This window comes from Aquipuribacter nitratireducens, assembly GCF_037860835.1.
Taxonomy (GTDB): Bacteria; Actinomycetota; Actinomycetes; order Actinomycetales; family JBBAYJ01; genus Aquipuribacter; species Aquipuribacter nitratireducens.
Genome location: NZ_JBBEOG010000011.1, coordinates 1 through 24302 on the forward strand (window position 1 = coordinate 1; position 24302 = coordinate 24302).

Sequence of the window (24302 nt, forward strand, 5' to 3'; positions counted from 1 at the left end):
CGGGCCCGCCGGCTCGCCGAGCAGACGGCGGGCGCGGCGCCGGTGGCCGCGGACCCGGGGGCGGCGGCCGCCGCGCCGGCAGCCGGGACGGGCGTCGGCACGACCCCGAGCCCCTCACCGAGCCCGACCCCGACCTCGACGCCGACCCCGACGCCGACCCCGACTCCCACCCCGACGCCGACGCTCCCGCGCGCGCCGGAGGAGCACACCGGCCCGTGGTCCCCGCGCGCGGCGTGGGCGCGGCTGCGGGCGCGCCGTCCCGAGCGCACCGACCTCCTCGTGCTCGCCGGTCTCGTGCTCGTCGTCCTCGTCGCGGTCGTGCTCGTCGCCGCGGCGCTCGACGGGACCGACGACTCCTCCGCAGCGGTCGAGCCGACGGCGGGTGCCCCCGCGCAGCAGACCCTCGCCCTCGGGCTCGCGGGTCCGGACGGCGGGGTCGAGGCCGCGGCCCTGCTCGGTGTCGACGCCGCGAGCGTCGCCGTGCTCCTCGTGCCCCCGGACCTCCAGCTCGTCGTGGCGGACGCCGGCCCGGCCCCGCTCGACGCCGCCGTCGGGCTCGGGGCGGACGCCGTCCGCCGCGGCCTCGAGGACACCCTCGGCCTGCGCGTCGACGACGTCGCGCTCCTCACCCCCGCACAGCTCGCCGCGCTCGTCGACGGCGTCGGCGGCGTCGTCGTCGACGTCACCCGGGAGGTCGTGACCGACGAGGTCGCCGTCCCGGTCGGCGACGACCAGCGACTCGCGGGCTCCCAGGCCGTCGCCTACGCCACCGCCGACGTCGAGGGCGAGCCGCCCGAGGCCGCCCTCGCCCGCTTCTCCGCCGTGCTCCTCGCCCTGCTCGAGGTCCTGCCGTCGGACCCGGAGGACGCCGCCTCGGTGCTCGCCGCCGCCGGTGTCGTCGACGACGCGGCCGGGACGGGGTCCGCCGACGGCGCGTCGGCGCCCGCCGCCGCGGTCGACGAGGACGTCGCGCGCGTCCTCGCCGCGTCCGCGGGCCGCGCGGGCGGCGGTGCCGTCGAGGCCGTCGTGCTCCCGACGCGGGAGGTCACCGCCGGGGACGCCTCGGTCCGGAGCGTCGACCGCGACGCGCTCGCCGGCACGCTCGGCGACCGGTTCGCCGGAGCCATGCTGCCCGTCGCCGCCGTCGGCGACGTGCAGGTCGAGGTCCGCAACGGCGTCGGGACGCCCGGCCTCGTCGGCGCGGCGCGCGACCGCCTCGTCGCCGCCGGGCTGCGCTACGTCGGCGGCACCAACGCCCAGTCCTTCGACCAGACGGACAGCCTCGTCCTCGTCGCCTCGCAGGATGCCGAGGACCAGGCGCAGGGCCGAGCCGTCGTCGATGCCCTCGGCCTCGACGCGGGTGCGTTGCAGATCAACCCGCAGGAGCTGGTCGACACCGACGTCGTCGTCGTCCTCGGCGAAGACTTCGCGACCCTCGTCGACGGTGCCGGCGACGTCGAACCGTCGCCGTGACCCCGACGGCCGCCCGAACCCCCCCCACCCCGCAGGAGCACCCCATGACCGCCAGCGACCACGCCGTCGAGCTCGCGACGGCCGCGGCCGAGGCCGCCTCCGACAAGCTCGCCACCGACGTCGTCGCCCTCGACGTCAGCGGCCAGCTCGTCATCACCGACGTCTTCCTCGTCGCCTCCGCCCCCAACGACCGGCAGGTCCGCGCCATCGTCGACGCGGTCGAGGAACGGCTGCGGGACCTCGGGGCCAAGCCCGTGCGCCGGGAGGGGGAGAAGGACGGGCGGTGGGTGCTGCTCGACTACGCCGACCTCGTCGTGCACGTGCAGCACGCCGAGGAGCGCGAGTACTACGCCCTGGAGCGGCTGTGGAAGGACTGCCCCGTCGTGCCGCTGCCCGAGCACGCCCGCGGCCGGCGCGGCACCGACGCCTTCGACGACGAGAGCGGCCCGCTGGCGTGAGCGCCTCTCACGGCACGGTCGTAATCCTGTTGCGCCACGGCGAGAGCGAGTGGAACGTCACCGGCCGCTTCCAGGGCCAGCACGACACCGCCCTCAGCGAGCGCGGCCGGCAGCAGGCGCGTGACGCCGCGTCGGGCGTCGCCGCGGGCCTCGCCGGACGACGCGTCCGGCTCCTCACCAGCGACCTGACCCGGGCGGCGGACACCGCCGCCGCGATCGGGCGCGACCTCGGCGTCGACGCGGAACCGGACACGCGGCTCCGTGAGGTGGCCGCGGGAGAGTGGCAGGGCCTGCTGCAGCCGGAGATCCGGGCCCTCGACGGCGACGCGTACGACGCCTGGCGAGGGGGCGCCGACGTCCCGCTCGGCGGGGCGGAACGCCCCAGCGAGGCGGGCGCGCGGGTCGCGACGGCCCTGCTGGACCACGTCGGACGGCTCCGCGCAGCCGACGGCGGCGGGAGCGCGCCCGACGTGCTGCTCGCCGTCGGGCACGGCGCCAGCGCCCGGGCCGGTGTCGCCCACCTGCTCCAGGTGCCCGCGCTGCGGGCCTCGCTCACCCCGCTGGCCAACACCGGCTGCGCGCTCCTCGAGCACGTCGACGGCGCCACCGACGGTCCGCCCCGGTGGCGGGTGCGGGCGTGGAACGTGCCCCCCGTGGCCCTCGGTGCCGTCCTCGCGCCGGGCGGGGCGGCGCCCGTCAGCGTCGTGTGAGCGGCTGACCAGCCGTTTTCGTCGCGCGGGCGGGACGGTCTATGCTTTCGACCTCGCGGGGCTGTGGCGCAGCTGGTAGCGCACCTCCATGGCATGGAGGGGGTCAGGGGTTCGAGTCCCCTCAGCTCCACCCGCACACCGTCACGGCGGTCGACCTCGGTCGGCCGCCGTCGTCGTCCCCGCGCTAACCTCGGCCGGGTCCACCCGCAGCCACGGCGCAGGAGGCCCGTCGATGACGACGACCCGGGACGACGCACGCACGGGGCGCGACGACGCTCCCCTCGTACCGCAGGCGGTCCCGGACCGGCTCGAGTCGCTCCTGCGTGCGGTCCGCGCCGAGCGGGACGGCGCCGACGAGCTCACCGCCGCACGGCGGCACGCGCGGCGCCTCGGCGGGCACTGGCACGGCGACCACGCGACCTTCGGGTTCTGGGTCCCCGAGCTCGTCCGCCGGGGCATCGGCGCGGAGCGGGTCACGCTGGAGCTCGTCGACGTCCCCGACGTCGACCTCGCCGTCCCCGAGCAGACCGTCGCGGTCCGGGTCGCCCACGTCCCCGTCACGCTCGACGGCGAGTACGCGTGGGCGGCCGTCGCCGGCGTCCTGCCCGGTCGGCGCGAGCGCCTCGGCTCGCTCTACCAGCTCGTGTACCGGGCGACCGGGCCCGACGGCCGCGAGCGCCGCCACACCGCGGCCGACCCCCTCGCGGCGTCGCTGCCGTTCGGTGGCCTCGGGCCCGCCGAGCTCTACGACGCCGACTCCCTGCACGCCGGGCGCGGCGACGCCGCGTACTACGCCGAGCTCGCCGCGTCGCTGGAGGACGGCAGGGTGCCGCCGCCGACGAACGTCCTCCAGCTCCACGTGCCGTCCGCGACGAGCGGTGGCACCCTCGCCGACCTCGCCGAGCGGTTCCGCGCGCTCGGTGACGCGCTGCGCGCGGGGACGGACCCGGCGGACCTGCCCGCGCACCTGCAGCTGCTCGACGGCTACGACGCCCTCCAGCCGCTGCCCCTGGAACCGACGATCGAGTACGAGCTCGGGCCGCGCTTCGTCCACCGCGTCGACGACGGGCCCGAGGAGGCCGAGGAGCAGACGTGGCGGCTCGCCCGCCCCGACGTGACGAACTGGGGCTACGACATCCTCCTCCACGGCTCGGCGGCGACGAACCCGCGCCTGCTGCGCACCGGCCGCCCGGACGAGCTCGTCGACCTCGCCGTCGCCCTCCACACCCTGCCGCGCCCGATGCGGCTCGTCCTCGACGTCGTGTACGGCCACACCGACAACCAGGCCCTCGGCGTGCTCGACCCCCGCTGGTTCCGCGGCCCGAACATGTACGGCCAGGACGTCAACCAGCAGCACCCCGTCGTGCGGGCGTGCGTGCTGGAGATGCAGCGGCGCAAGGTCGACCACGGTGCCGACGGCGTGCGCGTCGACGGGGCGCAGGACTTCACGACGTGGGACGAGGTCCAGCGCGTCGTCGCCCACGACGACGACTTCCTCGAGCTCATGGCCGGGGTGCCGCAGCAGGTGTGCGGCGTCGACTACCTGCCGTGGTTCGTCTTCGAGGACGGCCGGCCGTGGCCGCGCGAGGACTGGCCGGTCGCCTCCACGTACCGGGCGGTCGTCGACCGGCAGCCGCACGCCTTCCAGTGGGGTCCCATCACGTTCGCCCACAACACGCCGGCTCTGCAGGGCTTCTGGCAGGAGCGCTGGTGGCGGGTCGAGCAGATCCTCACCACCGGCAGCCACTGGGTGTCCGGGTGCGCGAACCACGACACCGTGCGGCGCGGCACGCAGATCCCGCTCGAGGCGGCGGTCAACACCGCCCTCGGTGACTCGATGCCCCGCATCCTCGCCGAGGCCTACGACAACCCCGCCGCGTGGCTGCTGACGTACGCCGCGTTCCCCGGCGTCCCCATGGACTTCCTCAACGCGACGGCCCGCGCGCCGTGGGGGTTCGTCCGCAACACCGACGACCGGTACGGGGTGAAGGTCGTCGCGGAGGAGGGCCTGTTCGCGTGGTGGCAGCTCGACGAGGAGCGCTGGCAGCGCCTCGACGCGTTCCCGCGGCTGCGGGCGCGGGGTGTGCGCGACCTCGAGTCGCTGCGTCGGGTGCTCGCCGCCCTCGCGATCTCGGTCGAGGCCGCGGGCGACGACCTCGTCGACGCCGCCGCCCGGATGACGCTGCTGCAGGAGCAGCTCGACGTGGACGTCTCCGGCGTCGGGGCGCTCAAGGCGTTCGCCCGCGACTACATGGACGACGTCGAGGCGCTGTGCGACGTCGACGCGAGCCTGCCCGTCGCCGACCCCGTCCGGCTCGCCTTCGCCCGTCGGGTGCGAGGGCTGCGGCTGCGGCGGCCGTGGCTGCGCGACGACCTCACCGACGCCGACTCGTGGGGACGGGAGGAGTCCCAGGGCGCCCTCGTCGTGCACGTCCACCGACAGGGCCCGGACGGCGAGCGCGTGCTCCTCGTCGCGAACCTCGCGGGCACGGACGCGGAGGTCGTCCCGCTCGCGCCGGACCACGTCGGGCAGACCGGCACCGCCGGCTGGGAGGTCGCGCTCACCTCCCCGGGCCTCGTCGTCGCGGACGCCGCCCAGCCGGTGGTGCTCCGCGACGGCGCCGGTGTGGTCCTCACCCGGGCGGGCTGACCCCGCCGCCGGCTCGGCCGCGGAGCGCCCGCAGGTAGCGGTCGGTCTGCCGGCGCTGCAGGAGCAGGGTCACCGGACCACCGGCGCGGGCGAGGGCGCTCGCCGGGCGTGACTCGGCGTGCACGACCGCGCGGACGGTGCCGTCCGGGCCGAGGCTCACCCGGAAGTGCTCGACGCCGTCCTCGGGGTGCCCGGGCAGCGTCTCGTACGTGAAGCCGCGCTCCGTCGCCTCCGCGCACACCCCCACGACCCGGCAGGGTGCGACGACCCGCAGCGGCCCCAGCCGCAGGGTGAGGCGCACCGTGACGCCCGGCGCCGCCCGGGGCGCCGACGCGTCGACCGCCAGTCCGCTGTCGCGGTGGACCTGCCACGTCATGAGCCGCTGCGCGGCCCGCTCGAACGCGTCCGTGCCGTGCCCGACGAGGATGCCGCGCGTCAGCGTGCGGCGGGTCCGGTGCCGGGCCGTCGACGACGTCACGGCACCAGCGTGAGGCAGCGGACGGGAAGCCGCGCGCGTACGCGGGCGGTGTCCCGCTATCGTGGCGTCGTGCACCACCGCAGCCTCGTGCTTACCGGGCCGCGCTGAGCAGACCGCCGGACGGCGGACCAGCGCGGCGGCCCCTCCACGTGCGAGGGGCTTTTCCATGCCCGGCCCGCACCCGCCCCGACCCGGCCCGGTGCGCACGACGCAGAGCAGGAGAACCGACGTGACGCAGGACGTCCAGCAGGCCCCCCCGGCCGGCGCCGACCGCGAGGCGCGCCCCGAGCGGTGGGACCCCCACGCGATCGAGCGGCGCTGGCTGCCGGTGTGGGACGAGCAGAAGCCGTTCGCCGCCGGCCGCCCCGGCGACACCCGCCCCACCAAGTACGTGCTCGACATGTTCCCCTACCCCTCCGGCGACCTCCACATGGGTCACGCCGAGGCCTACGCCCTCGGCGACGTCATCGCCCGGTACTGGCTGCAGCGCGGCTACGACGTCCTCCACCCCATCGGCTGGGACGCCTTCGGCCTGCCGGCGGAGAACGCCGCCATCCAGCGCGGCGCCGACCCCGTGGAGTGGACGCGTCGCAACATCGAGCAGCAGAAGGCGTCGATGCGCCGCTACGCGTGCAGCTTCGACTGGGACCGGGTGCTCGCGACCAACGAGCCCGAGTACTACCGGTGGAACCAGTGGCTGTTCCTGCGCCTGCGGGAGAAGGGGCTCGCCTACCGCCGCCCCAGCCAGGTCAACTGGTGCCCGAAGGACCAGACGGTGCTCGCCAACGAGCAGGTCGTCCAGGGGCGCTGCGAGCGCTGCGGCACGCAGGTGACGAAGAAGAAGCTCACCCAGTGGTACCTGCGGATCACCGACTACGCCGAGCGGCTGCTCGACGACATGGCGCAGCTGCAGGGCAGGTGGCCCGACAAGGTCCTCTCGATGCAGCGGAACTGGATCGGCCGCTCGACGGGCGCCGACGTGCAGTTCGTCATCGAGGGGCGCGACGAGCCCGTCACGGTCTACACGACCCGGCCCGACACGCTGTACGGGGCGACGTTCTTCGTCGTCGCCGCCGACTCCGACCTCGCGGAGGAGCTCGCGGCCGAGGCCGACGAGAGCACGCGGCGGGCGTTCGCCGACTACCTCGCGCAGGTGCGGTCGACGACGGAGATCGAGCGGCTGTCGTCGGACCGGCCGAAGACCGGGGTGTTCCTCCAGCGGCACGCCGTCAACCCCGTCAACGGGGAGCGGCTGCCGATCTGGGCCGCCGACTACGTCCTGCCGGACTACGGCCACGGCGCGATCATGGCCGTGCCCGCCCACGACCAGCGCGACCTCGACTTCGCCCGGGCCTTCGGGCTGCCCGTCCGCGTCGTCGTCGACGTCCGCGACGAGCACGGCGAGCCGCTGCCGGACCCCGTCGAGAGCGGGGTCGCGACCGTGGGGGACGGCGCGCTCGTCCACTCCGGACCGCTCGACGGGCTGCGCAAGGCCGAGGCCATCACGCGGATCAGCGAGCAGCTGGCCGCCGACGGCCTGGGCGGGCCCACGACGACGTACCGGCTGCGGGACTGGCTGATCTCCCGGCAGCGGTTCTGGGGCACGCCGTTCCCGATCGTCCACTGCGAGCGCTGCGGCGAGGTCCCGGTCCCCGACGAGCAGCTGCCGGTCGTGCTGCCCCCGACCGACGGCCTCGACCTCACCCCGAAGGGACGCTCGCCACTGGCCGCCGCGACGGACTGGGTCCGCACCACGTGCCCGTCGTGCGGCGGTGAGGCGCAGCGCGACACCGACACGATGGACACCTTCGTCGACTCGTCGTGGTACTTCCTGCGCTTCCTGTCCCCGCACCTCACCGAGGCGCCGTTCGACCGCGCCGAGGCCGACCGGTGGATGCCGGTCGAGCAGTACGTCGGCGGGGTGACGCACGCGATCCTCCACCTGCTGTACGCCCGCTTCTTCACGAAGGTGCTCCACGACCTGGGGATGGTCGAGCCCGTCGAGCCGTTCACCCGGCTGCTCAACCAGGGCATGGTGCTCATGGACGGCTCGGCGATGAGCAAGTCGCGCGGCAACCTCGTGCGGTTGGGGGAGCAGCTGGACGAGCACGGCGTCGACGCCGTCCGCCTCACGATGGTGTTCGCGGGGCCGCCGGAGGACGACGTCGACTGGGCCGACGTGTCCGCGGCCGGGTCCGCGCGCTTCCTCGCCCGCGCGTGGCGGCTCGCGCAGGACGTGACGTCCGCGCCCGGCACGGACCCGACCACGGGGTCCGTCGACGTGCGCCGGGTCACGCACCGGGTCGTCGCCGACGCCGCGGAGCTCGTCGAGGGGCTGAAGTTCAACGTCGCCGTCGCGCGGACGATGGAGCTCGTCAACGCCCTCCGCAAGGCCGTCGACGACCCGGGTGTCGGGCCCGAGGACCCGGCCGTCCGGGAGGGCGTCGAGGCCGTCGCGGTCCTGCTGAGCCTCGTCGCGCCGTACACGGCGGAGGACATGTGGGCCGCGCTCGGCCACGAGCCGTGCGTCGCCCTGGCCGGCTGGCCCGCGGTCGACGACGCCCTGCTCGTCGAGGACACCGTCACGGCCGTCGTGCAGGTCCGGGGCAAGGTCCGCGACCGGCTCGAGGTGCCGAAGGACATCACCGCCGACGCCCTCGAGGCGCTCGCCCTCGCCTCCGACAAGGTGCGGGCCTCGATCGGTGACGCCGAGGTTCGCAAGGTCGTCGTCCGCCCGCCCGCGCTCGTCAACGTCGTCGTCTGACCCGGACCCGACGCGTGGTGGGGTGACGGTGTCCCGGGTCGTGCCCCGCACGGCGGTCGTCACCGACTCCACCGCGCGGCTCACCGGGCCCGGCGAGGACGGGCCCGGTGAGCCGGACGCGCCCGTCGGGGGACCGACGCTGCCGCTGGACCCGCGCGAGCTCGGCGCGCGCGTCGTCGAGCTCGACGTCCTCCTCGACGGCGAGCCGGCACCCGAGGGCGCGCTCGCGCTCGCGGACCTGCTCGCCGCCGTGTCGGGCGGGGCGCGGGCGACGACGAGCCGGCCCAGCCCCGCCGGCCTCGCGGCCGCCTACGCGGCGGCCGCCGCGGACGGTGCCTCGGCGGTCGTGTCCGTCCACCTGTCGGGGGCGCTGTCGGGGACGGTGGACGCGGCCCGGCTCGCGGCTCGGGACGCCGAGATCCCCGTCGAGGTCGTCGACACGCGGGCCGTCGGTGGGGCGCACCTGCTCGCAGTCGTCGCCGCGGCACGGCTCGCGCACACCGGCACCGACGTGCGCCGGGCCGCCGACGTCGCCCGTGCCGTGGCGGCGGGCTCCGCCACGTGGGTGTCACCGGCCGCGGCGCCGGCCGCGCCGGGCGGGGGTCGGCTCGGCGCGCTCACCGGGCGCCTCGACCGGGCGGGCCGGGCGCTCCTGGAGGTGCAGGACGGCGAGCCGCGCCCGGTCGAGCGCCTCCGCACGTCGGGGCGGGTCGTCGAGCGGCTCGCAGGGCTCGCCGTCGAGCACGTCGAGTCACTGCGGGCGGTCGCGGGCGACGGCCGGGCCGGGCTCACGGACCGGCTCCTCGCCGTGCCCGCGAGCGCGCTCGACGTCGTCGCGGGAGCCGGGCTGTCGCTGCGCCACGCGGCGGTCGTCGTCCAGCACAGCGGCGCGGCCGACCTCGCCGGCGCGGTCGCGGACCGGGTCCGCGAGCGGGCCCCCGGGGTGCTCGTCGTCGTCGCCGCGCTCGGCCCCGTCCTCGCGACCCACGTCGGGCCCGGCGCGGTCGGGGTGTCGGCGGGACCCCTGACGGGTCGTCCCCACAACCGCCGCTGACGCCGATCCGTCCACAGGAGCCCGCCGGGCGGCGCGGGTGCGCGGCGCCGCGTCCCTAGCGTCACTGCCATGACGAGGGGGCAGGACGAGGACGAGGACCCGTTCGGGCGGCTCGCCCGGCGGCTCGGTGAGCGCGGCCTCACCGCCGGGCCCTCACCCGGCGGTGGGCGTCACACCGCGACGGCGGCGTCCGACGAGCCGTCGCCTGCCCCGGCCCCGTACGCGGGCGTCGACGCGGTCGCCCCGAGACCTCGCCCGTCGTGGCGGGTCACCGGTCTCCCGCGCGGCGTCGTCGTCGCCGTCGTCGCCCTCGTGGTGGTGGTCGTCGTCCTCCTGGCCGGTCTCGTCGGGGACCGGGGCGGTGTGGTGTCCGCGGCGGCGCCGGGGAGCCCGTCGGAGGCCGGTGCCGCCGCGGTCAGCGGCGTCCCGGCGGTCACCCCGGCGGTGGGCGCGCCCTCCGGACCCGCGCCCGCCGAGGTGCCCGGCGCTCCCGCGGCTCCCGACCCGCCCGCGGTCGCGGCGGACGCGGAGGTGCTCGTCCACGTCGACGGGGCCGTCGCGGAGCCCGGCGTCGTGCGGCTGCGCACCGGGGACCGCGTGGCCGATGCCGTGGAGGCGGCCGGCGGCGTCGTCGCCGGGGCCGACACCCGGCTCGTCAACCTCGCGCGTCCGGTCGTCGACGGTGAGCTCGTGGTCGTCCCCACGGAGGGGGAGCAGCCCGTCGCGGTGCCCGGTCCGGGCGCGGTGACGGACCCGACGGCACGCACCTCGGGCCCGCCCGGGGTGCTTGACCTCAACGCGGCCGACGTCGCGGCACTCGACGCGCTCCCGGGCATCGGTCCGGTCCTCGCCGAGCGGGTCGTCGCCCACCGGGAGGAGGTGGGTCCCTTCGGCTCCGTCGACGAGCTCGCCGACGTCAGCGGCATCGGGCCGAGCGTGCTCGAGCAGGTCCGGGACCTCGTGACCGTGTGAGCGGGTCGTGAGCAGCCCGTGAGCAGGTCGTGAGCAGCGCGCCGGTGCCCACCGACGTGCGGCTCGTCCCGCCGGCCCTCGCGGCGTGGGCGGCCGCGTGGTGGGCCACCGCAAGCCCGGCGGGGTCCGCGCGCGCCGCTTCCCTCGCCCTCGCCGGGACGGCGCTCCTCGTCGTCGCCCTCACCGTGGTCGCGCCCGTGCGCCGCGCCCGCACGGCCGGGCTGCTCGTGGCACCCGTCCTCGCGGTCGCGGCGCTGCTGTGCGGTCTCGTCCACCCCGAGCAGGCCGCCCGCACCGCGGCACCCGTGCTCGCCCTCACCGACGGCAGGGCGCACCAGGTCGTGCTGCGGGTGGCGGGTGACCCGGTGCCGGTCGACGGCCCGGAGTGGGCGCCTCCACAGGTGCGGGTCCGCGCCGTCCTCACCGCCCCTGCCGGCGCCGTCCCGGGCGTGCCGGTGTCCGTCACGGGCGACGCGGCAGCGTGGTCGGCGGTGCGGTGGGGGAGCACGGTGCGCGCGACCGTGCGGGCCGACCCCGCCCCCGCAGGGGCACCGGTCGCGCTGTGGGTGACCGCGACGGACGGCCCGACCGTGCTCGCCGTCCCGGCGTGGGCGTGGCGGGCCGCGGAACGGGTCCGCGGCGGGCTCGCCACCGCCTCCGGCGCGGACGGCGTGCGGGACGGCCCGAGCCTCCTGCCAGGTCTCGTGGTGGGCGACACCAGCCAGCAGGCGGAGGGCCTCGTCGACGACATGCGGACCGCCGGCCTGAGCCACCTCACCGCCGTGTCGGGCTCGAACATCACGATCGTGTGCGGCGGGACGCTGCTGCTGTGCGTCCTCCTGGGGGCAGGCAGGCGCAGCGCGGCGGCCGCGGCGGCGCTCGCGCTCGTCGCGCTCGTGGTGGTCGCGCGCCCCGAGCCGAGCGTCCTGCGGGCCGCGGCCATGGGCGCCGTCGGGCTCCTCGGCGTCGTCGTCGGTCGACGCGGCGGTGGGCTCGCCGCCCTCGCGGTCGCGGTCCTCGTCGTCGTCGCGGCCGACCCCTGGCTGGCACGGGCGCCGGGGTTCCGCCTCAGCGTCGTCGCGACGGGCGCGCTCGTCGTCGGCGCCGGCCCCCTCGCCCGCCTGCTCGGCCGCACCGTGCCCCGCTCGGTGGCGTACGCGCTCGCCGTCCCTGCGGTCGCGCAGGTCGCCGTCACCCCGGTCCTGCTCGGCCTCGAACCGGTCGTGGCGACGTACGCCCTGCCCGCCAACGCCCTCGCCGCCCCCGCCGTGGCCCCCGCGACCGTCCTCGGCCTGCTCGCGGCCGTGCTGTCCCTCGTCCACCCGGCGGCGGCCGCCGTCGTCGCCGCGCCGGCCGCCTGGTGCGCGGGCTGGGTGGCGGGCGTGGCGCGCGTCGTCGCGGGGCTGCCCGGCGCGAGCCTGCCGTGGCCCGCGGGCGGGCCCGGGATCGCCGCCGGTGCGCTCGCCGCCACCGCGCTGCTCGCCCTCGCGGTGCTCGTGCTGCGACGCCTCCCCGACCGTCGCCCACCACGTGAGGGGTGGGCCCCCTGGCCGTGGGTCGGCGGGTCCCGTGCGCCCGCGCCCCCCACCCGCGACGGTCGCGTCCTCGGCGGCCCCGGCGGCGTTGGTGCCCGTCCCCTGCTCTGCTCGCTCGCGGCCGTGGCGGCCCTCGTCGCCGTGCTGCTCCCGGGCGCCCGCGGGTGGCCGGGGCCGGACTGGCCGGTCGTGGTGTGCGACGTCGGGCAGGGCGACGCGCTGCTCGTGCGCAGCGGACCGGGGGCGGCCGTCCTCGTCGACACGGGACCGGACGACTCGGTGACCGGCTGCCTGCGGCGGGCGGGCGTGCGGCGGCTCGACCTGCTCGTCCTCACCCACCTGCACGCCGACCACGTCGGTGGCCTCACGGCCCTCACCGGGAGCGGCACCCGGGTCGCTCGGGCGTGGGCACCGGCCACCGGGCAGCCGGCCGCCGCCGCGGCGGCCCTCGCCGACTGGGCGGCCCACCACGGCGTCCCCCTCGAGCACCCGGTCGCCGGTCGCGTCTCGGGAGCCGGCGCCGTCACCGTCGAGGTGCTCGCCCCGCGCCCGGGGGCCCCGCGCGCGGCGGGGGACTCCCAGGACGTCAACGACGCGGGCACCGTCGTGCGCCTGCACGGCCCCGACGGGCTGCGGGTCCTCGCCGTCGGCGACCTCGGCGCCGACGCCCAGCGCCGCCTCCTCGCCGCCGTGGGGCCCGAGTCGCTCGCGAGCGACGTCACGACCGTCGCCCACCACGGCTCCGCCGACCAGCTGCCCGCGCTCTACCGCGCCGCGGGCGCCGCCCTGGCCGTCGCCTCCGCCGGCCGCGACAACCCGTACGGCCACCCCGCGCCCCGCGGCCTGGCGGCGGTCCGGGACGCCGGCACCACCGTCCTCGACACCGCCGGCTCGGGCGACGTCGCCGTGCGCCTGCGCCGCGGCCCGGGGGAGGGGGTGGACGCCCGCACCCGGCGACGCCTCGCGCGCGGGCGGTGCCCCGACGGGCGTCCGGGGGGCGTGCCAGCATGAGGCGCGTGCCCCCCGCCCGACGCGCCCGCGGCCGCGCCCCCGCCCCGACGGGCCCCGGCCCGTTCGACGTCGAGCCGGCGCCCGTCGTCGTGCTCGCCGGCAGCGAGCAGGCCCTCGCCGACGCCGCGTGGCGGCGGCTGCTCGGGCTCGTCCGGGAGGCCCACCCGGACGTCGAGCGGCACGAGATCACCCCGCAGTCGTGGGCGCCGGGCGCGGTCGACGCGGCCGCGGCGCCGTCGCTGTTCGGTGGGCACCGCCTCGTCGTCCTCCACGGGCTCGAGCAGGCCGCCGGGCCCTACACCGACGAGGTGACCGCCGTCGCGACCGCGCTCGCCTCGACGCCCGACCCCGACCTCGTCCTCGTCGCCCGGCACGCCGGCGGCAACGGCGGCAAGGCGGTCCTCGCCGCGCTCGACGCCGTCCCCGGTGCCGTGCGCGTCACGTGCGCGCCCGTGCCGGGGGAGCGGGACCGGGCCGCGCTCGTCGTCGCGCGGCTGCGGGCCGCCGGGCGCCGCGCGGACCCCGACGCCGTCGACCTGCTCGTGGAGTCCGTCGGCGGGGACCTCGCCGAGCTCCTCGCCGTCACCGGGCAGCTCGCGGAGACCGTGCCGACGGGCGCGGTCGACGTCGACGCCGTCCGGGCCCTCGTCGGCGGCCGGCGGGAGGCCCGCGGCTTCGACATCGCCGACGCGTGCGTCGCCGGCCGCGCCGGTCAGGCCCTCAGCCTCCTGCGCCACGCGCTCGCCCAGCGGGTGGAGCCGGTGCTGGTCGTCGGCGCCCTCGCCTCCAAGCTGCGGGCGATGGCCCGGGTCGCCGGCGCGGGTCGCGGACCGGCGGCGGCGCTGGCCCGTGACCTGCAGATGGCGCCGTGGCAGGTGGACCGTGCCCGCCGCGACCTCGCCGGCTGGTCACCGGAGGGGCTGCGCGCGGCGCTCGTCGCCGTCGCCGACGCCGATGCCGCCGTCAAGGGCGAGGTCCCGGGGGTCGCCGCGGCCTACGCGCTGGAGCGCGCCGTCGTCGCCGTCACCGACGCACGGGAGCGGCCCACCGACCGGACCCGGGTGTCCTGACCCGCGCACACCGCGAGCGGCCGGCGCAGGTGCGCGCGGAGGGGACAGCAGAGCCCCCGCACCGTGGGTGCGGGGGCTCCGTCGTGCCGGGGCGCTGCCGTCAGAGCGAGGCGAAGCGCGTGGCGAGGGCCGACTTGCGGTTGGCGGCCTGGTTCTTGTGGATGACGCCCTTCGAGGCGGCCTTGTCGAGGCCGCGGGTGGCGCGGCGCAGCGCGGTCTCCGTCGCGGCCTTGTCGCCGGAGTCGGCGGCCTCGCGGAACTGGCGCACGAGGGTGCGGAGCTCCGACTTGACCGCCTTGTTGCGCATGCGCGCCCGCTCGTTCTGGCGGTTGCGCTTGATCTGGGACTTGATGTTCGCCACGCGTGCTCTCTCCGTGCTGCTCGGGTTCGTCGGGGCGCGCCGAGAGGCGCCGCCCGGGTCGGTGCGATCGGGCCAGGTGTCTGGGCAGGATGCACCGCCCACGACCAACCGCCGAGGATAGGCCACGGGAGGGGCTCGGTGGTAATCCGACCGCCCGCTACTAGGGTCGGCGCATGCACGAGGCCAGTCCCGGAGCCGTCCTGCCCGGCGCCGTACCCGTGCCGCCCGACGTGTTCACCGGCTACTCCGCCAAACCGACGGCGGGGCCCGCGTGGGACGAGGTCCTCGGGCCCGGCGGCGTCCGCCCGACGGCGGCTGTCGTCCACGAGGCGCTGCGGCGGATGAGCGTCGACGACCTGCGTGCCCGCTCCGACGCCCTCGCCGCCACCTTCCTCGACCGAGGGGTGACGTTCGACTACGCGGGGGAGGAGCGGCCGTTCCCCATCGACGTCGTGCCGCGCGTCCTCGCCGCGCACGAGTGGGCGCAGGTCGAGCGCGGCGTGCGCCAGCGGGTGCAGGTCCTCGAGAAGTTCCTCGCCGACGTCTACGGCCCGATGCGAGCCCTCGCCGACGGCGTCGTGCCCCGCTCCGTCGTGACGACGAGCTCCCACTTCCACCGCGAGGCGTTCGGCATCGAGCCCGCCAACGGGGTGCGCGTCCACGTCAGCGGCATCGACCTCGTCCGCGACGAGCAGGGCCGCTTCCGGGTCCTCGAGGACAACGTCCGCGTCCCGAGCGGCGTCTCGTACGTGCTGGAGAACCGCCGCGCCATGACCCAGGTCCTGCCGGACCTCTTCACCTCCACGCGGGTCCGGCCCGTCAGCGACTACCCCGAGCGGCTCCTCGCGGCGCTGCAGGCGGCCGCGCCGTCCGGCGTCGACGACCCCACCGTCGTCGTCCTCACCCCCGGCGTCTACAACAGCGCGTACTTCGAGCACGCCCTCCTCGCCCGCTCGATGGGGGTCGAGCTCGTCGAGGGCCGCGACCTCGTGTGCTCCGGCAACCGGGTCCGCATGCTCACCACCGAGGGGGAGCGGCGCGTCGACGTGATCTACCGCCGCGTCGACGACGAGTACCTCGACCCCGTCCAGTTCCGCAGCGGCTCCATGCTCGGCTGCGCGGGTCTGCTGAACGCCGCCCGCGCCGGCACCGTCACCATCGCCAACGCCGTCGGGAACGGCGTCGCCGACGACAAGCTCCTCTACACCTACCTGCCCGACCTCACCCGCTACTACCTCGGCGAGGACCCCGTCCTCGACAACGTCGACACGTGGCGCTGCGAGGAGCCGGACCACCTCGAGGAGGTCCTCGACCGCCTCGACGAGCTCGTCGTCAAGCCCGTCGACGGCTCCGGCGGCAAGGGCATCGTCATCGGTCCGCAGGCCTCCGCCACCCAGCTCGACGCCCTGCGCGAGCGGCTGCGCGCCGACCCGCGCGGGTGGATCGCGCAGCCCGTCGTCGCCCTGTCGACCGTCCCCACCCTCGTCGGCGACGAGCTCGCGCCCCGTCACGTCGACCTGCGGCCGTTCGCCGTCAACGACGGCGACGACGTGTGGGTCCTGCCCGGCGGGCTCACCCGCGTCGCGCTCGGGGAGGCGACGCTCGTCGTCAACTCCAGCCAGGGCGGCGGGTCGAAGGACACGTGGGTCGTGTCCGACCGGCTCGACCGCGCCGGCGACAGCGGTCGCGACGGGTCCGACGGGCCGTCGGAGGTCCCCGAGCGGGGCACGACAGAGCTCGAGCTCGTCCGCTCCGTCCCGCCGGACGCGGGCCCGGGCTCCGACGACCGCGCCCGCCAGCAGGAGCAGCAGCAGCAGACCCGGCAGCAGGGGAGGACCACGACGTGCTGAGCCGCATCGCGGAGTCCCTGTTCTGGATCGGCCGCTACGTCGAGCGGGCCGACGACACCGCCCGCATCGTCGACGTGCAGGTCCAGCGCATCCTCGAGGACCCGTGGCTCGACGAGGCCGAGGCGTGCGCCTCCCTGCTCGCGGTCATGGGCGCCCGCGACCTCGACGGGCCCGTCGACCGTCGCCGCCTCCTCGACGTCCTCGCCTACGACCCCACCGGACCCGGCTCGATCGCGGGCGCGCTCGCCGCGGCCCGCGAGAACGCCCGCCGCGCCCGCGAGGTCGTCTCCAGCGAGATGTGGGAGGCCCTCAACACCACGTACTACGCGATCCCCACCCGGGTGCGGGCCGCGAGCGCCCACCGCTTCGCCGGCTGGGTGCGCGAGCGCGCGGCCGTCGTCACCGGTATCGCGGACACCACGATGAGCCGCGACGCGGGCTACCAGTTCCTCGTCCTGGGACGCAGCCTCGAACGGGCCGACATGACGGCGCGGCTGCTCGCGACGACGGTCCTCGAGGGCGGCCCGTCGTGGCAGACGGTGCTCCACGGCTGCGGGGCGTACGAGGCGTTCCTGCGGACCTACCGCGGCGGGCGGCAGGGCGGTCGCTCCGACGCGCAGGCGGCGGAGTTCCTCCTGCTCGACCGGCTGTTCCCCCGCTCGGTCGTCAACGCCCTCGCGACCGCCGAGCGGTGCCTGGAGGACCTCGACCCGGACGCCGGCCGGGTCGGGTACGCCGACGACGCCCGCCGCACCCTGGCGTGGACGCGCGGGCAGCTGGAGTTCCGCTCGCCCGACGAGCTGCTCGGCGACCTGGCCGAGGAGATGCAGCGCGTCCAGCAGGCCGCCTCACGGGTTTCCGACGCCGTGAGCCGCCGCTACTTCCCCATGAGCGCCGGCGTGGCGTTCACCGCGGAGGCGATCTGACGTGACGAGCCCAGCGAGCACCCACGCCCACGGCGCGCGGCCCGCGCCGGGGGTGAGCCGGCTGCGCGTCGTCCACACGACGTCCATCGAGTACGACGCGCCCGTGCGCGCCTCGTACAACGAGGTGCGGATGACCCCCGCCACCCTGCCGGGCCAGCACGTCCTCGAGGCCCGGGTGGAGGTGTCCCCGCGCGCGGCCGCGTCCCGCTACACCGACTACTGGGGCACGCACGTCGTGGCGTTCGACACGCAGGTGCCGCACACGCGCCTCGACGTCGTCGCGACGAACCTCGTCGAGGTCGAGGTGCCGCCCGGGCGGCCCGGCGACACGACGGCGCACGTCGGCTGGGACGACCTCGCCGACCGCGCCCTGCAGGACGAGCTCGTCGAGTGGCTCGCGCCCCGGACCGCGACCCGGCCCGGTCCGGACCTGCTCGCGCAGAGCAGGGAGGTCGCCGGCGACCTCCCGCCCCACGAGGCGGCGCTCGCAGTCTGCTCGTGGCTCGGGGGGCACCTGCAGTACGTGCCGGGCGTCACCGGCGTCCACACCTCCGCGGAGGAGGCGTGGGCCGAGGGGCGCGGGGTCTGCCAGGACTTCGTCCACGTCGGGCTCGGGGCGCTGCGGGCGCTCGGCGTGCCCGCGCGGTACGTGTCCGGCTACCTGCACCCGGACCCGTCGGCGCCCCTCGGCCAGGCGGTCGTGGGGCAGAGCCACGCCTGGCTGGAGTGGTGGGCCGGCGCCTGGACCCCGTTCGACCCGACGAACGGGCGCCCCGCCGGGCTCGACCACGTCGTCGTCGCGACGGGTCGTGACTACGGCGACGTCGCCCCGCTGCGGGGGATCGTCTCCGGTGGCGGCGGGTCCCGGCTCGACGTCAGCGTCGAGATCACGCGCCTGCGCTGAGCCCCGACGCCGGTCGCGCGCCGAGCGCCGCGGCAAGCCGTGGGAAACTGCAGGGGTCCCCGACGTCCGTCCACGACGCCACGAGCAGGTAGGTCGAGTGCCCCCCATCCCCGCGAGCCCGCTGCCGGTGGCGGCCACCCCGCCGTCGCAGCTGCGCAACTTCTGCATCATCGCCCACATCGACCACGGCAAGTCGACGCTGGCCGACCGCATGCTGCAGCTGACCGGGGTCGTGGAGGCACGGCAGGCCCGCGCCCAGTACCTCGACCGGATGGACATCGAGCGCGAGCGCGGCATCACGATCAAGAGCCAGGCCGTCCGCATGCCGTGGGACGTCGCCGGCGAGGCGTTCGCCCTCAACATGATCGACACGCCGGGGCACGTCGACTTCTCCTACGAGGTGTCCCGCTCGCTCGCGGCGTGCGAGGGCGCGGTCCTCCTCGTCGACGCCGCCCAGGGCATCGAGGCGCAGACCCTCGCCAACCTCTACATGGCGATGGAGAACGACCTCGAGATCGTCCCCGTGCTCAACAAGATCGACCTGCCGGCCGCCCTGCCGGAGAAGTACGCGGAGGAGATCGGCGGCCTGGTCGGCGTCGACCCCGACCAGGTCCTGCGCGTCTCCGGCAAGACCGGCGAGGGCGTCGAGGCGCTGCTCGACCGCATCGTCGAGGTGGTCCCCGCGCCGCAGGGCGACGCCGACGCCCCCGCCCGCGCGATGATCTTCGACTCGGTGTACGACACGTACCGCGGGGTCGTGACGTACGTCCGCGTCGTCGACGGGCGGCTGTCGCCGCGCGAGCGGATCCAGATGATGTCGACCCGTGCGCAGCACGACCTCCTCGAGATCGGCGTCATCTCCCCCGAGCCGCTGCCGAGCGACGGCCTCGGGGTCGGCGAGGTCGGCTACCTCATCACCGGGGTGAAGAACGTCCGCCAGTCGAAGGTCGGCGACACCGTGACGAGCGCCGTCCACGGCGCCACGCAGGCCCTCGGCGGCTACGAGGACCCCAAGCCCATGGTGTTCTCCGGCCTCTACCCCATCGACGGCGGCGACTACCCCGACCTGCGCGACGCCCTCGACAAGCTGAAGCTCAACGACGCCGCCCTCGTCTACGAGCCGGAGACCTCCGCGGCGCTCGGCTTCGGCTTCCGCATCGGCTTCCTCGGCCTGCTCCACCTCGAGATCATCGCCGAGCGGCTGCGGCGCGAGTTCGACCTCGACCTCATCTCCACCGCGCCGAACGTCGTGTACCGCGTGCGGATGGAGGACGGCTCCGAGCAGGTCGTCATGAACCCGAGCGAGTTCCCGGCCGGCAAGATCGCGGAGATCGTCGAGCCCGTCATCAAGGCGACGATCATCGCCCCGAGCGAGTACATCGGCACGATCATGGAGCTGTGCCAGTCGCGGCGGGGCACCCTGCTCGGCATGGACTACCTGTCCGAGGACCGCGTCGAGATGCGCTACACGCTGCCGCTCGCGGAGATCGTCTTCGACTTCTTCGACGCGCTCAAGTCGCGCACGCGGGGCTACGCCTCGCTCGACTACGACCTCGCCGGCGAGCAGAGCGCCGACCTCGTCAAGGTCGACGTGCTCCTGCAGGGCGAGGTCGTCGACGCCTTCAGCTCGATCGTCCACCGCGACAAGGCGTACGCCTACGGCGTCAAGATGACGGAGCGGCTCAAGGAGCTCATCCCGCGCCAGCAGTTCGAGGTGCCGATCCAGGCGGCCATCGGCTCCCGCGTCATCGCCCGCGAGACGATCCGCGCCATCCGCAAGGACGTGCTCGCGAAGTGCTACGGCGGCGACATCAGCCGCAAGCGCAAGCTGCTGGAGAAGCAGAAGGAGGGCAAGAAGCGCATGAAGATGGTCGGGCGCGTCGAGGTGCCGCAGGAGGCGTTCATCGCGGCGCTGTCCTCCGAGGTCGGCGACAAGGCGAAGGCCGAGGCCAAGCGGTGACCGTGCCGGCACCGTGCGGGCCGGTGGAGCCGACCCGCGCCGGCGAGCAGCGCGCACGGGTCCTCGCCGTGTGCCTCGCCCCCGCGGCCACCCCGGACGGGCGCGGTGGGCTCAGCGGCATCGACAAGCGGCCGGTCGACGTCGTGCGGGTCACCGTCGACGGCGTCGTCGGCGACCGCGTGCTCGACGGGCGCCACCACGGCGGGCGGCACAAGGCCGTCTACGCCTACGCCGCCGAGGACGCGCTCCGGTGGTCCGCCGAGCTGGGCCGGGAGGTGGCGCCGGGCTGGTTCGGGGAGAACCTCCGCCTGGCCGGCGTCGACCTCGTCGGCGCGGTCATCGGGGAGCGCTGGCGCGTCGGGGACGCGGTCGAGGTGGAGGTCAGCATGCCCCGCACCCCGTGCGCCACCTTCCAGCACCACGTCGGCGAGCCGCACTGGGTGCGGCGCTTCACCGAGGCGGGCCGGGTCGGGGTCTACCTGCGTGTCCTGGTGCCCGGCGAGGTGCGGCCCGGGGACCCCGTCGAGGTGCTGCACCGGCCCAGCCACGGCGTGAGCGCCGGGCGGTGGTTCACCGAGCAGCGCCCGGACGACGCCCGTGCGCTCCTCGACGCGGAACGGACCGGGCTGGAGCTCGCCCCCGACCTCGTCGCGTACGTCGAGCGCTCCCTGCGGCACGAGGCGCAGCGCGCCGCCGCACCCCCCCTCTGACGTGCCGGGTCCCGCGCCCCAGGGCGAGCCGGCACCGCCCGACGGCAGCCTGCCGTCGCAGGTCCGCGACGGCGCCGGCACCCGACGGCTCGGGGTGTACGTCCACGTGCCGTTCTGCCGGGTGCGCTGCGGCTACTGCGACTTCACGACGTACACCGCGGAGGAGCTGGGTCCGCAGGCGGGGGCCACGCGCGCGGGGTACCCGGTCGGGGTCCGCGCCGAGCTCGACCTGGCCCGGCGCGTGCTCGACGCCGCCGGGCTGCCGCCGCGACCCGTGAGCACCGTGTTCCTCGGCGGCGGCACCCCGACGCTCCTGCCGGCCCGGGACCTCGCCGGGATGCTCGACGACGTCCGTGACCGGTTCGGTCTCGCCGACGACGCGGAGGTGACGACCGAGGCGAACCCGGACTCCGTCGACGCCGCCTGCCTGGACGCCCTCGCCGCGGCGGGGTTCACCCGGGTGTCGTTCGGCGTGCAGTCGTTCGTCCCGCACGTCCTCGCGGCGCTCGACCGCACCCACGACCCCGACCGGGTGCCGGGCGTCGTCGCGGCCGCGAAGGCGGCGGGGCTGCACGTGAGCATCGACCTCATCTACGGCGCGCCGGGGGAGACCGCCGACGACTGGGCCCGCACCCTGGAGGCCGCGGTCGCGCTGGAACCGGACCACGTGTCGGCCTACGCCCTCGTCGTCGAGCCGGGCACGCGCCTGGCGGTGCAGGTGCGCCGCGGTGAGGTCGCCCCGCCCGACGACGACGTCCTCGCCGACCGGTACGAGGCCGCCGACTCCGCCCTCACCCGGGCCGGGCTCGGCTGGTACGAGGTGAGCAACTGGGCGCGGACACCCGCGCACGCGTGCCGGCACAACCTCGGCTACTGGCGCGGCGACGACTGGTGGGGCGTCGGGCCCGGCGCCCACAGCCACGTCGGCGGGGTCCGCTGGTGGAACACCCGGCACCCTGCCGCCTGGGCCGGCGCCCTCGAGGCCGGTCGCAGCCCCGCGCAGGCGCGGGAGGTCCTCGACCCGGGCGAGCGGCACACGGAGGACGTGCTCCTGCGGAGCCGGCTCGTGGAGGGCCTGCCCGTGGACCGCCTGGCCGACACCGCCCGGCAGGAGCTCGCGCGCCTGGTCGGCGACGGCCTCCTCGACGACGCAGCCGCCCGCGCCGGCCGGGTGGTCCCGACCCTGCGCGGGCGGCTGCTGTCGGACGTCGTGGCGCGCGCCCTCACGGGCTGACGCGCCACCGCCTCACTTCACGAGGCGGAGGTTGAAGGGGTAGCGGTAGTCCTCGTGCCGGGACGCCGCGAGTGCGGCGAGGATGCCGAACACGAGCCGCAGCACGAAGCTGAGGGCCGGCAGGAAGAAGAGGATCCCGAAGGTCACCGTCACGAGGACGTACGCGACGACCTCGATGATCGTGACGGTGATGCCCCAGTTGAGGGCCTCGCGGCCCTGGTCGCGCAGGTAGGGGGAACGGTCCTTGAAGACGAGGTACGCGACCAGGCCGGGGATGAAGAACCCGATGATCACGAGGCCGTGCGCGAGGGCGGCCCACGTCCGCTCGTCCGAGTGCGTCATCTGCGCCTGCTGGCCGTACTGCTGCTGGCCCGGCGGGGGACCGTACTGCGGCTGGCCGGACGGGCCCGGGGGCGGGCCGGGCGGCGGGCCGTACGGGCCGGACTGCGGGCCCGGCTGCTGACCCGGCTGCTGGCCGGGCGGGGGGCCGTAGGGGCCGGGCCGCTGGCCGTCGCCGGGTCGGCCGGGGTCGGCCGGCTGGTTCGGGTCGCTCATCGGTGGTCCTCCATGATCGCGGGGTGCTGCAGACGGTAGTCCTCGAGGCAGGAGGACGGGACCGGCTCGCCGATACGGGCGCGGGTCACGTCGCTCACCGGGCCAGCCGCAGCGTCAGCGGGTACCGGTACCACTCGCCGCGGGAGGCGGCGACGGCCGCGACCACGGTGAGGACGACCGCGAGGACGAGCACCGCGACGAGGGCGAGCACGAGAGCCGGTGCGAGCACGCCGAACGTCACGAGCGTCGCGACGCCGCCGACGACACCGACGCCGAGCAGCCACAGCATCACCGTCACCTGGAAGTTGAGGGCCTCCGCGGTGTGGTGGCGCACGAACGGCCCGCGGTCCTTGAGCACGAGCCACAGCACGAGCGGCCCGAGGAACGGCAGCCCGACGACCGAGCCGGCCAGCCACGACAGGTGGCCGAGGGTCGACCACGTCGTCTCGTCGGAGGGGGTCATGGGGGCGGGGCCGCGGCCGCCCGGGTAGCCGCCCGCCGCGGGCGCGGGGGCAGCGGGGAGGGGTGCGGCGGGTGTCTCTGTCATGACGACGACGCTAGGAGCCACCGACGCGCGGGTCTGTGGGGCTGCCTGCAGAATCGGGCCTCGTGCGGCCCGGACGGCGGGCCACCGGAGGACAGGAGCAGGCAGTGGTCGTCGCGGTCACGGGTGGCAGCGGGAAGCTCGGCCGGGCGGTGGTCGCGGACCTCGTCGCGCACGGGGAGGACGTCGTCGTCCTCGACCGGGTGGTCCCGGCCCTGCCGACCGCGGGACCGGGCAGCGCGGTCGCGGTGCGGACCGACCTCACCGACTACGGCCAGGTCCTCGGTGCCCTCGCGGGCGTCGACGAGCGCCACGACGGGGTCGACGCCGTCGTCCACCTCGCGGCGGTGCCGGCGCCCGGCCTCGTCCCGAACGCCGCGCTCTTCACCAACAACGTGCCGAGCACCTTCCACGTGTTCGAGGCGGCGCGCACCCTCGGCGTCCGCCGGGTCGTGTGGGCGAGCAGCGAGACCGTCCTCGGGCTGCCGTTCGACACCCCGCCGCCGTACGCGCCCGTCGACGAGGCGTACGCGCCGCGCCCGGAGAGCACGTACAGCCTCGGCAAGGTGCTGGAGGAGGAGCTCGCCCGCCAGCACGCCCGCTGGCGGTCGGACGCGACGTTCGTCGGGCTCCGCTTCTCCAACGTCATGGACGTGGCGGACTACGCCGGCTTCGAGGCCTGGCAGGACGACCCGAGCGTCCGCCGCTGGAACCTGTGGGGCTACATCGACGCGCGCGACGGTGCGCAGGCGACCCGGCGCGCCCTCACCGCCGACGTCGACGGGGCTGCTGTCGCCATCGTCGCGAACGCCGACACGGTCATGCGGCGGTCCTCGGCCGAGCTGATGGCGGCGGAGTTCCCGGGCGTCGAGGTCCGCGGTGACCTCGGCGAGCACGAGACGCTGCTGTCGATCGGCACGGCCCGACGCCTGCTGGGCTACGACCCGCAGCACTCGTGGCGCGACCACGTCGGTGCAGGGGCGGAGGAGGACGTCCCCGCAGCCGGCCACTCCTGAGCGCCGGTCCCCGCACGGCGCCGGGGTTACGATTGGCACTCGCCCGCCGACAGTGCCAAGCGCTGCC

General features: G+C 76.3%; 20 protein-coding genes and 1 tRNA gene. 17 read left to right on the forward strand and 4 right to left on the reverse strand.

Annotation, left to right across the window (positions count from 1 at the left end):
- The 5 genes from WAB14_RS16255 to gghA all read left to right on the forward strand — a co-directional run.
- A partial coding sequence (locus WAB14_RS16255; RefSeq protein WP_340271354.1) for a LytR C-terminal domain-containing protein occupies positions 1-1473 on the forward strand: 1473 nt, incomplete at its 5' end.
- 44 nt (positions 1474-1517) lie between these two features.
- Entirely contained in the window at positions 1518-1931 is a 414-nt protein-coding gene (rsfS, locus tag WAB14_RS16260) for a ribosome silencing factor (RefSeq protein WP_340271356.1), read from the forward strand.
- The gene (locus WAB14_RS16265; RefSeq protein WP_340271358.1) at positions 1928-2641 is read left to right on the forward strand and encodes a histidine phosphatase family protein; all 714 of its coding nucleotides are present in this window, start codon (positions 1928-1930) and stop codon (positions 2639-2641) included. Before rsfS ends, WAB14_RS16265 begins: the two co-directional genes overlap by 4 nt.
- Before the next feature lie 57 nt (positions 2642-2698).
- Positions 2699-2771: transfer RNA gene (locus WAB14_RS16270), tRNA-Ala, on the forward strand.
- A gap of 102 nt (positions 2772-2873) precedes the next feature.
- Positions 2874-5291, forward strand: a complete 2418-nt coding sequence (gene gghA, locus WAB14_RS16275; RefSeq protein WP_340271360.1) for a glucosylglycerol hydrolase — start codon at positions 2874-2876, stop codon at positions 5289-5291.
- On the opposite strand, the gene WAB14_RS16280 is transcribed toward gghA, so the two are convergent.
- Positions 5275-5769 (reverse strand): DUF1990 family protein, encoded by a 495-nt coding sequence (locus WAB14_RS16280; RefSeq protein WP_340271361.1) that lies wholly within the window; start codon positions 5767-5769, stop codon positions 5275-5277. The genes gghA and WAB14_RS16280 overlap by 17 nt on opposite strands.
- Before the next feature lie 166 nt (positions 5770-5935).
- On the opposite strand from WAB14_RS16280, the gene leuS reads away from it, so the two are divergent.
- From leuS to holA, 5 genes are all read left to right on the forward strand, one after another.
- Positions 5936-8533: a leucine--tRNA ligase gene (gene leuS, locus WAB14_RS16285; protein WP_377002411.1), complete on the forward strand. Its 2598-nt coding sequence runs from the start codon at positions 5936-5938 to the stop codon at positions 8531-8533.
- 22 nt (positions 8534-8555) lie between these two features.
- On the forward strand, positions 8556-9587 hold the full coding sequence (locus WAB14_RS16290) for a DegV family protein (protein WP_340271362.1): 1032 nt from the start codon (positions 8556-8558) through the stop codon (positions 9585-9587).
- Between the two features lie 69 nt (positions 9588-9656).
- Complete coding sequence (locus WAB14_RS16295) at positions 9657-10559, forward strand: helix-hairpin-helix domain-containing protein (protein ID WP_340271363.1); 903 nt, start codon at positions 9657-9659, stop codon at positions 10557-10559.
- A gap of 29 nt (positions 10560-10588) precedes the next feature.
- The gene (locus tag WAB14_RS16300) at positions 10589-13105 is read left to right on the forward strand and encodes a ComEC/Rec2 family competence protein (protein ID WP_340271365.1); all 2517 of its coding nucleotides are present in this window, start codon (positions 10589-10591) and stop codon (positions 13103-13105) included.
- Between the two features lie 5 nt (positions 13106-13110).
- The gene (gene holA / locus WAB14_RS16305) at positions 13111-14175 is read left to right on the forward strand and encodes a DNA polymerase III subunit delta (RefSeq protein ID WP_340271366.1); all 1065 of its coding nucleotides are present in this window, start codon (positions 13111-13113) and stop codon (positions 14173-14175) included.
- Positions 14176-14275: 100 nt separating this feature from the next.
- Here holA and rpsT read toward each other — a convergent pair whose 3' ends face one another.
- Positions 14276-14536, reverse strand: coding sequence for a 30S ribosomal protein S20 (gene rpsT, locus WAB14_RS16310; RefSeq protein ID WP_340271367.1), 261 nt, complete (start codon positions 14534-14536; stop codon positions 14276-14278).
- Between the two features lie 173 nt (positions 14537-14709).
- On the opposite strand from rpsT, the gene WAB14_RS16315 reads away from it, so the two are divergent.
- The 6 genes from WAB14_RS16315 to hemW all read left to right on the forward strand — a co-directional run bounded on the left by WAB14_RS16315 (position 14710) and on the right by hemW (position 22120).
- Complete coding sequence (locus WAB14_RS16315; RefSeq protein WP_340271368.1) at positions 14710-16386, forward strand: circularly permuted type 2 ATP-grasp protein; 1677 nt, start codon at positions 14710-14712, stop codon at positions 16384-16386.
- The gene (locus WAB14_RS16320; protein WP_340271369.1) at positions 16380-17312 is read left to right on the forward strand and encodes an alpha-E domain-containing protein; all 933 of its coding nucleotides are present in this window, start codon (positions 16380-16382) and stop codon (positions 17310-17312) included. The genes WAB14_RS16315 and WAB14_RS16320 overlap by 7 nt, the downstream gene beginning before the upstream one ends.
- Positions 17313-17364: 52 nt before the next feature.
- Complete coding sequence (locus tag WAB14_RS16325) at positions 17365-18216, forward strand: transglutaminase family protein (protein ID WP_340271502.1); 852 nt, start codon at positions 17365-17367, stop codon at positions 18214-18216.
- A 97-nt stretch (positions 18217-18313) separates the two neighbouring features.
- A complete protein-coding gene (gene lepA / locus WAB14_RS16330) occupies positions 18314-20176 on the forward strand; it encodes a translation elongation factor 4 (RefSeq protein WP_340271370.1) in 1863 nt (620 codons plus the stop codon).
- Positions 20177-20199: 23 nt separating this feature from the next.
- Positions 20200-20886 carry an MOSC domain-containing protein gene (locus tag WAB14_RS16335; protein WP_340271371.1) on the forward strand — a complete coding sequence of 229 codons (687 nt, stop codon included), beginning with the start codon at positions 20200-20202 and terminating at the stop codon, positions 20884-20886.
- 1 nt (position 20887) lies between these two features.
- Positions 20888-22120: a radical SAM family heme chaperone HemW gene (hemW, locus tag WAB14_RS16340; RefSeq protein WP_340271372.1), complete on the forward strand. Its 1233-nt coding sequence runs from the start codon at positions 20888-20890 to the stop codon at positions 22118-22120.
- 12 nt (positions 22121-22132) lie between these two features.
- Here the strand turns inward: hemW and WAB14_RS16345 are convergent, their stop codons facing one another.
- Positions 22133-22675 carry a DUF4870 domain-containing protein gene (locus WAB14_RS16345; RefSeq protein WP_340271373.1) on the reverse strand — a complete coding sequence of 181 codons (543 nt, stop codon included), beginning with the start codon at positions 22673-22675 and terminating at the stop codon, positions 22133-22135.
- A 94-nt stretch (positions 22676-22769) separates the two neighbouring features.
- Entirely contained in the window at positions 22770-23222 is a 453-nt protein-coding gene (locus WAB14_RS16350; RefSeq protein ID WP_340271374.1) for a DUF4870 domain-containing protein, read from the reverse strand.
- Positions 23223-23326: 104 nt separating this feature from the next.
- Here WAB14_RS16350 and WAB14_RS16355 point away from each other — a divergent pair, with 104 nt between their 5' ends.
- The gene (locus WAB14_RS16355; protein ID WP_340271375.1) at positions 23327-24235 is read left to right on the forward strand and encodes an NAD-dependent epimerase/dehydratase family protein; all 909 of its coding nucleotides are present in this window, start codon (positions 23327-23329) and stop codon (positions 24233-24235) included.
- Positions 24236-24302 lie beyond the last annotated feature (67 nt).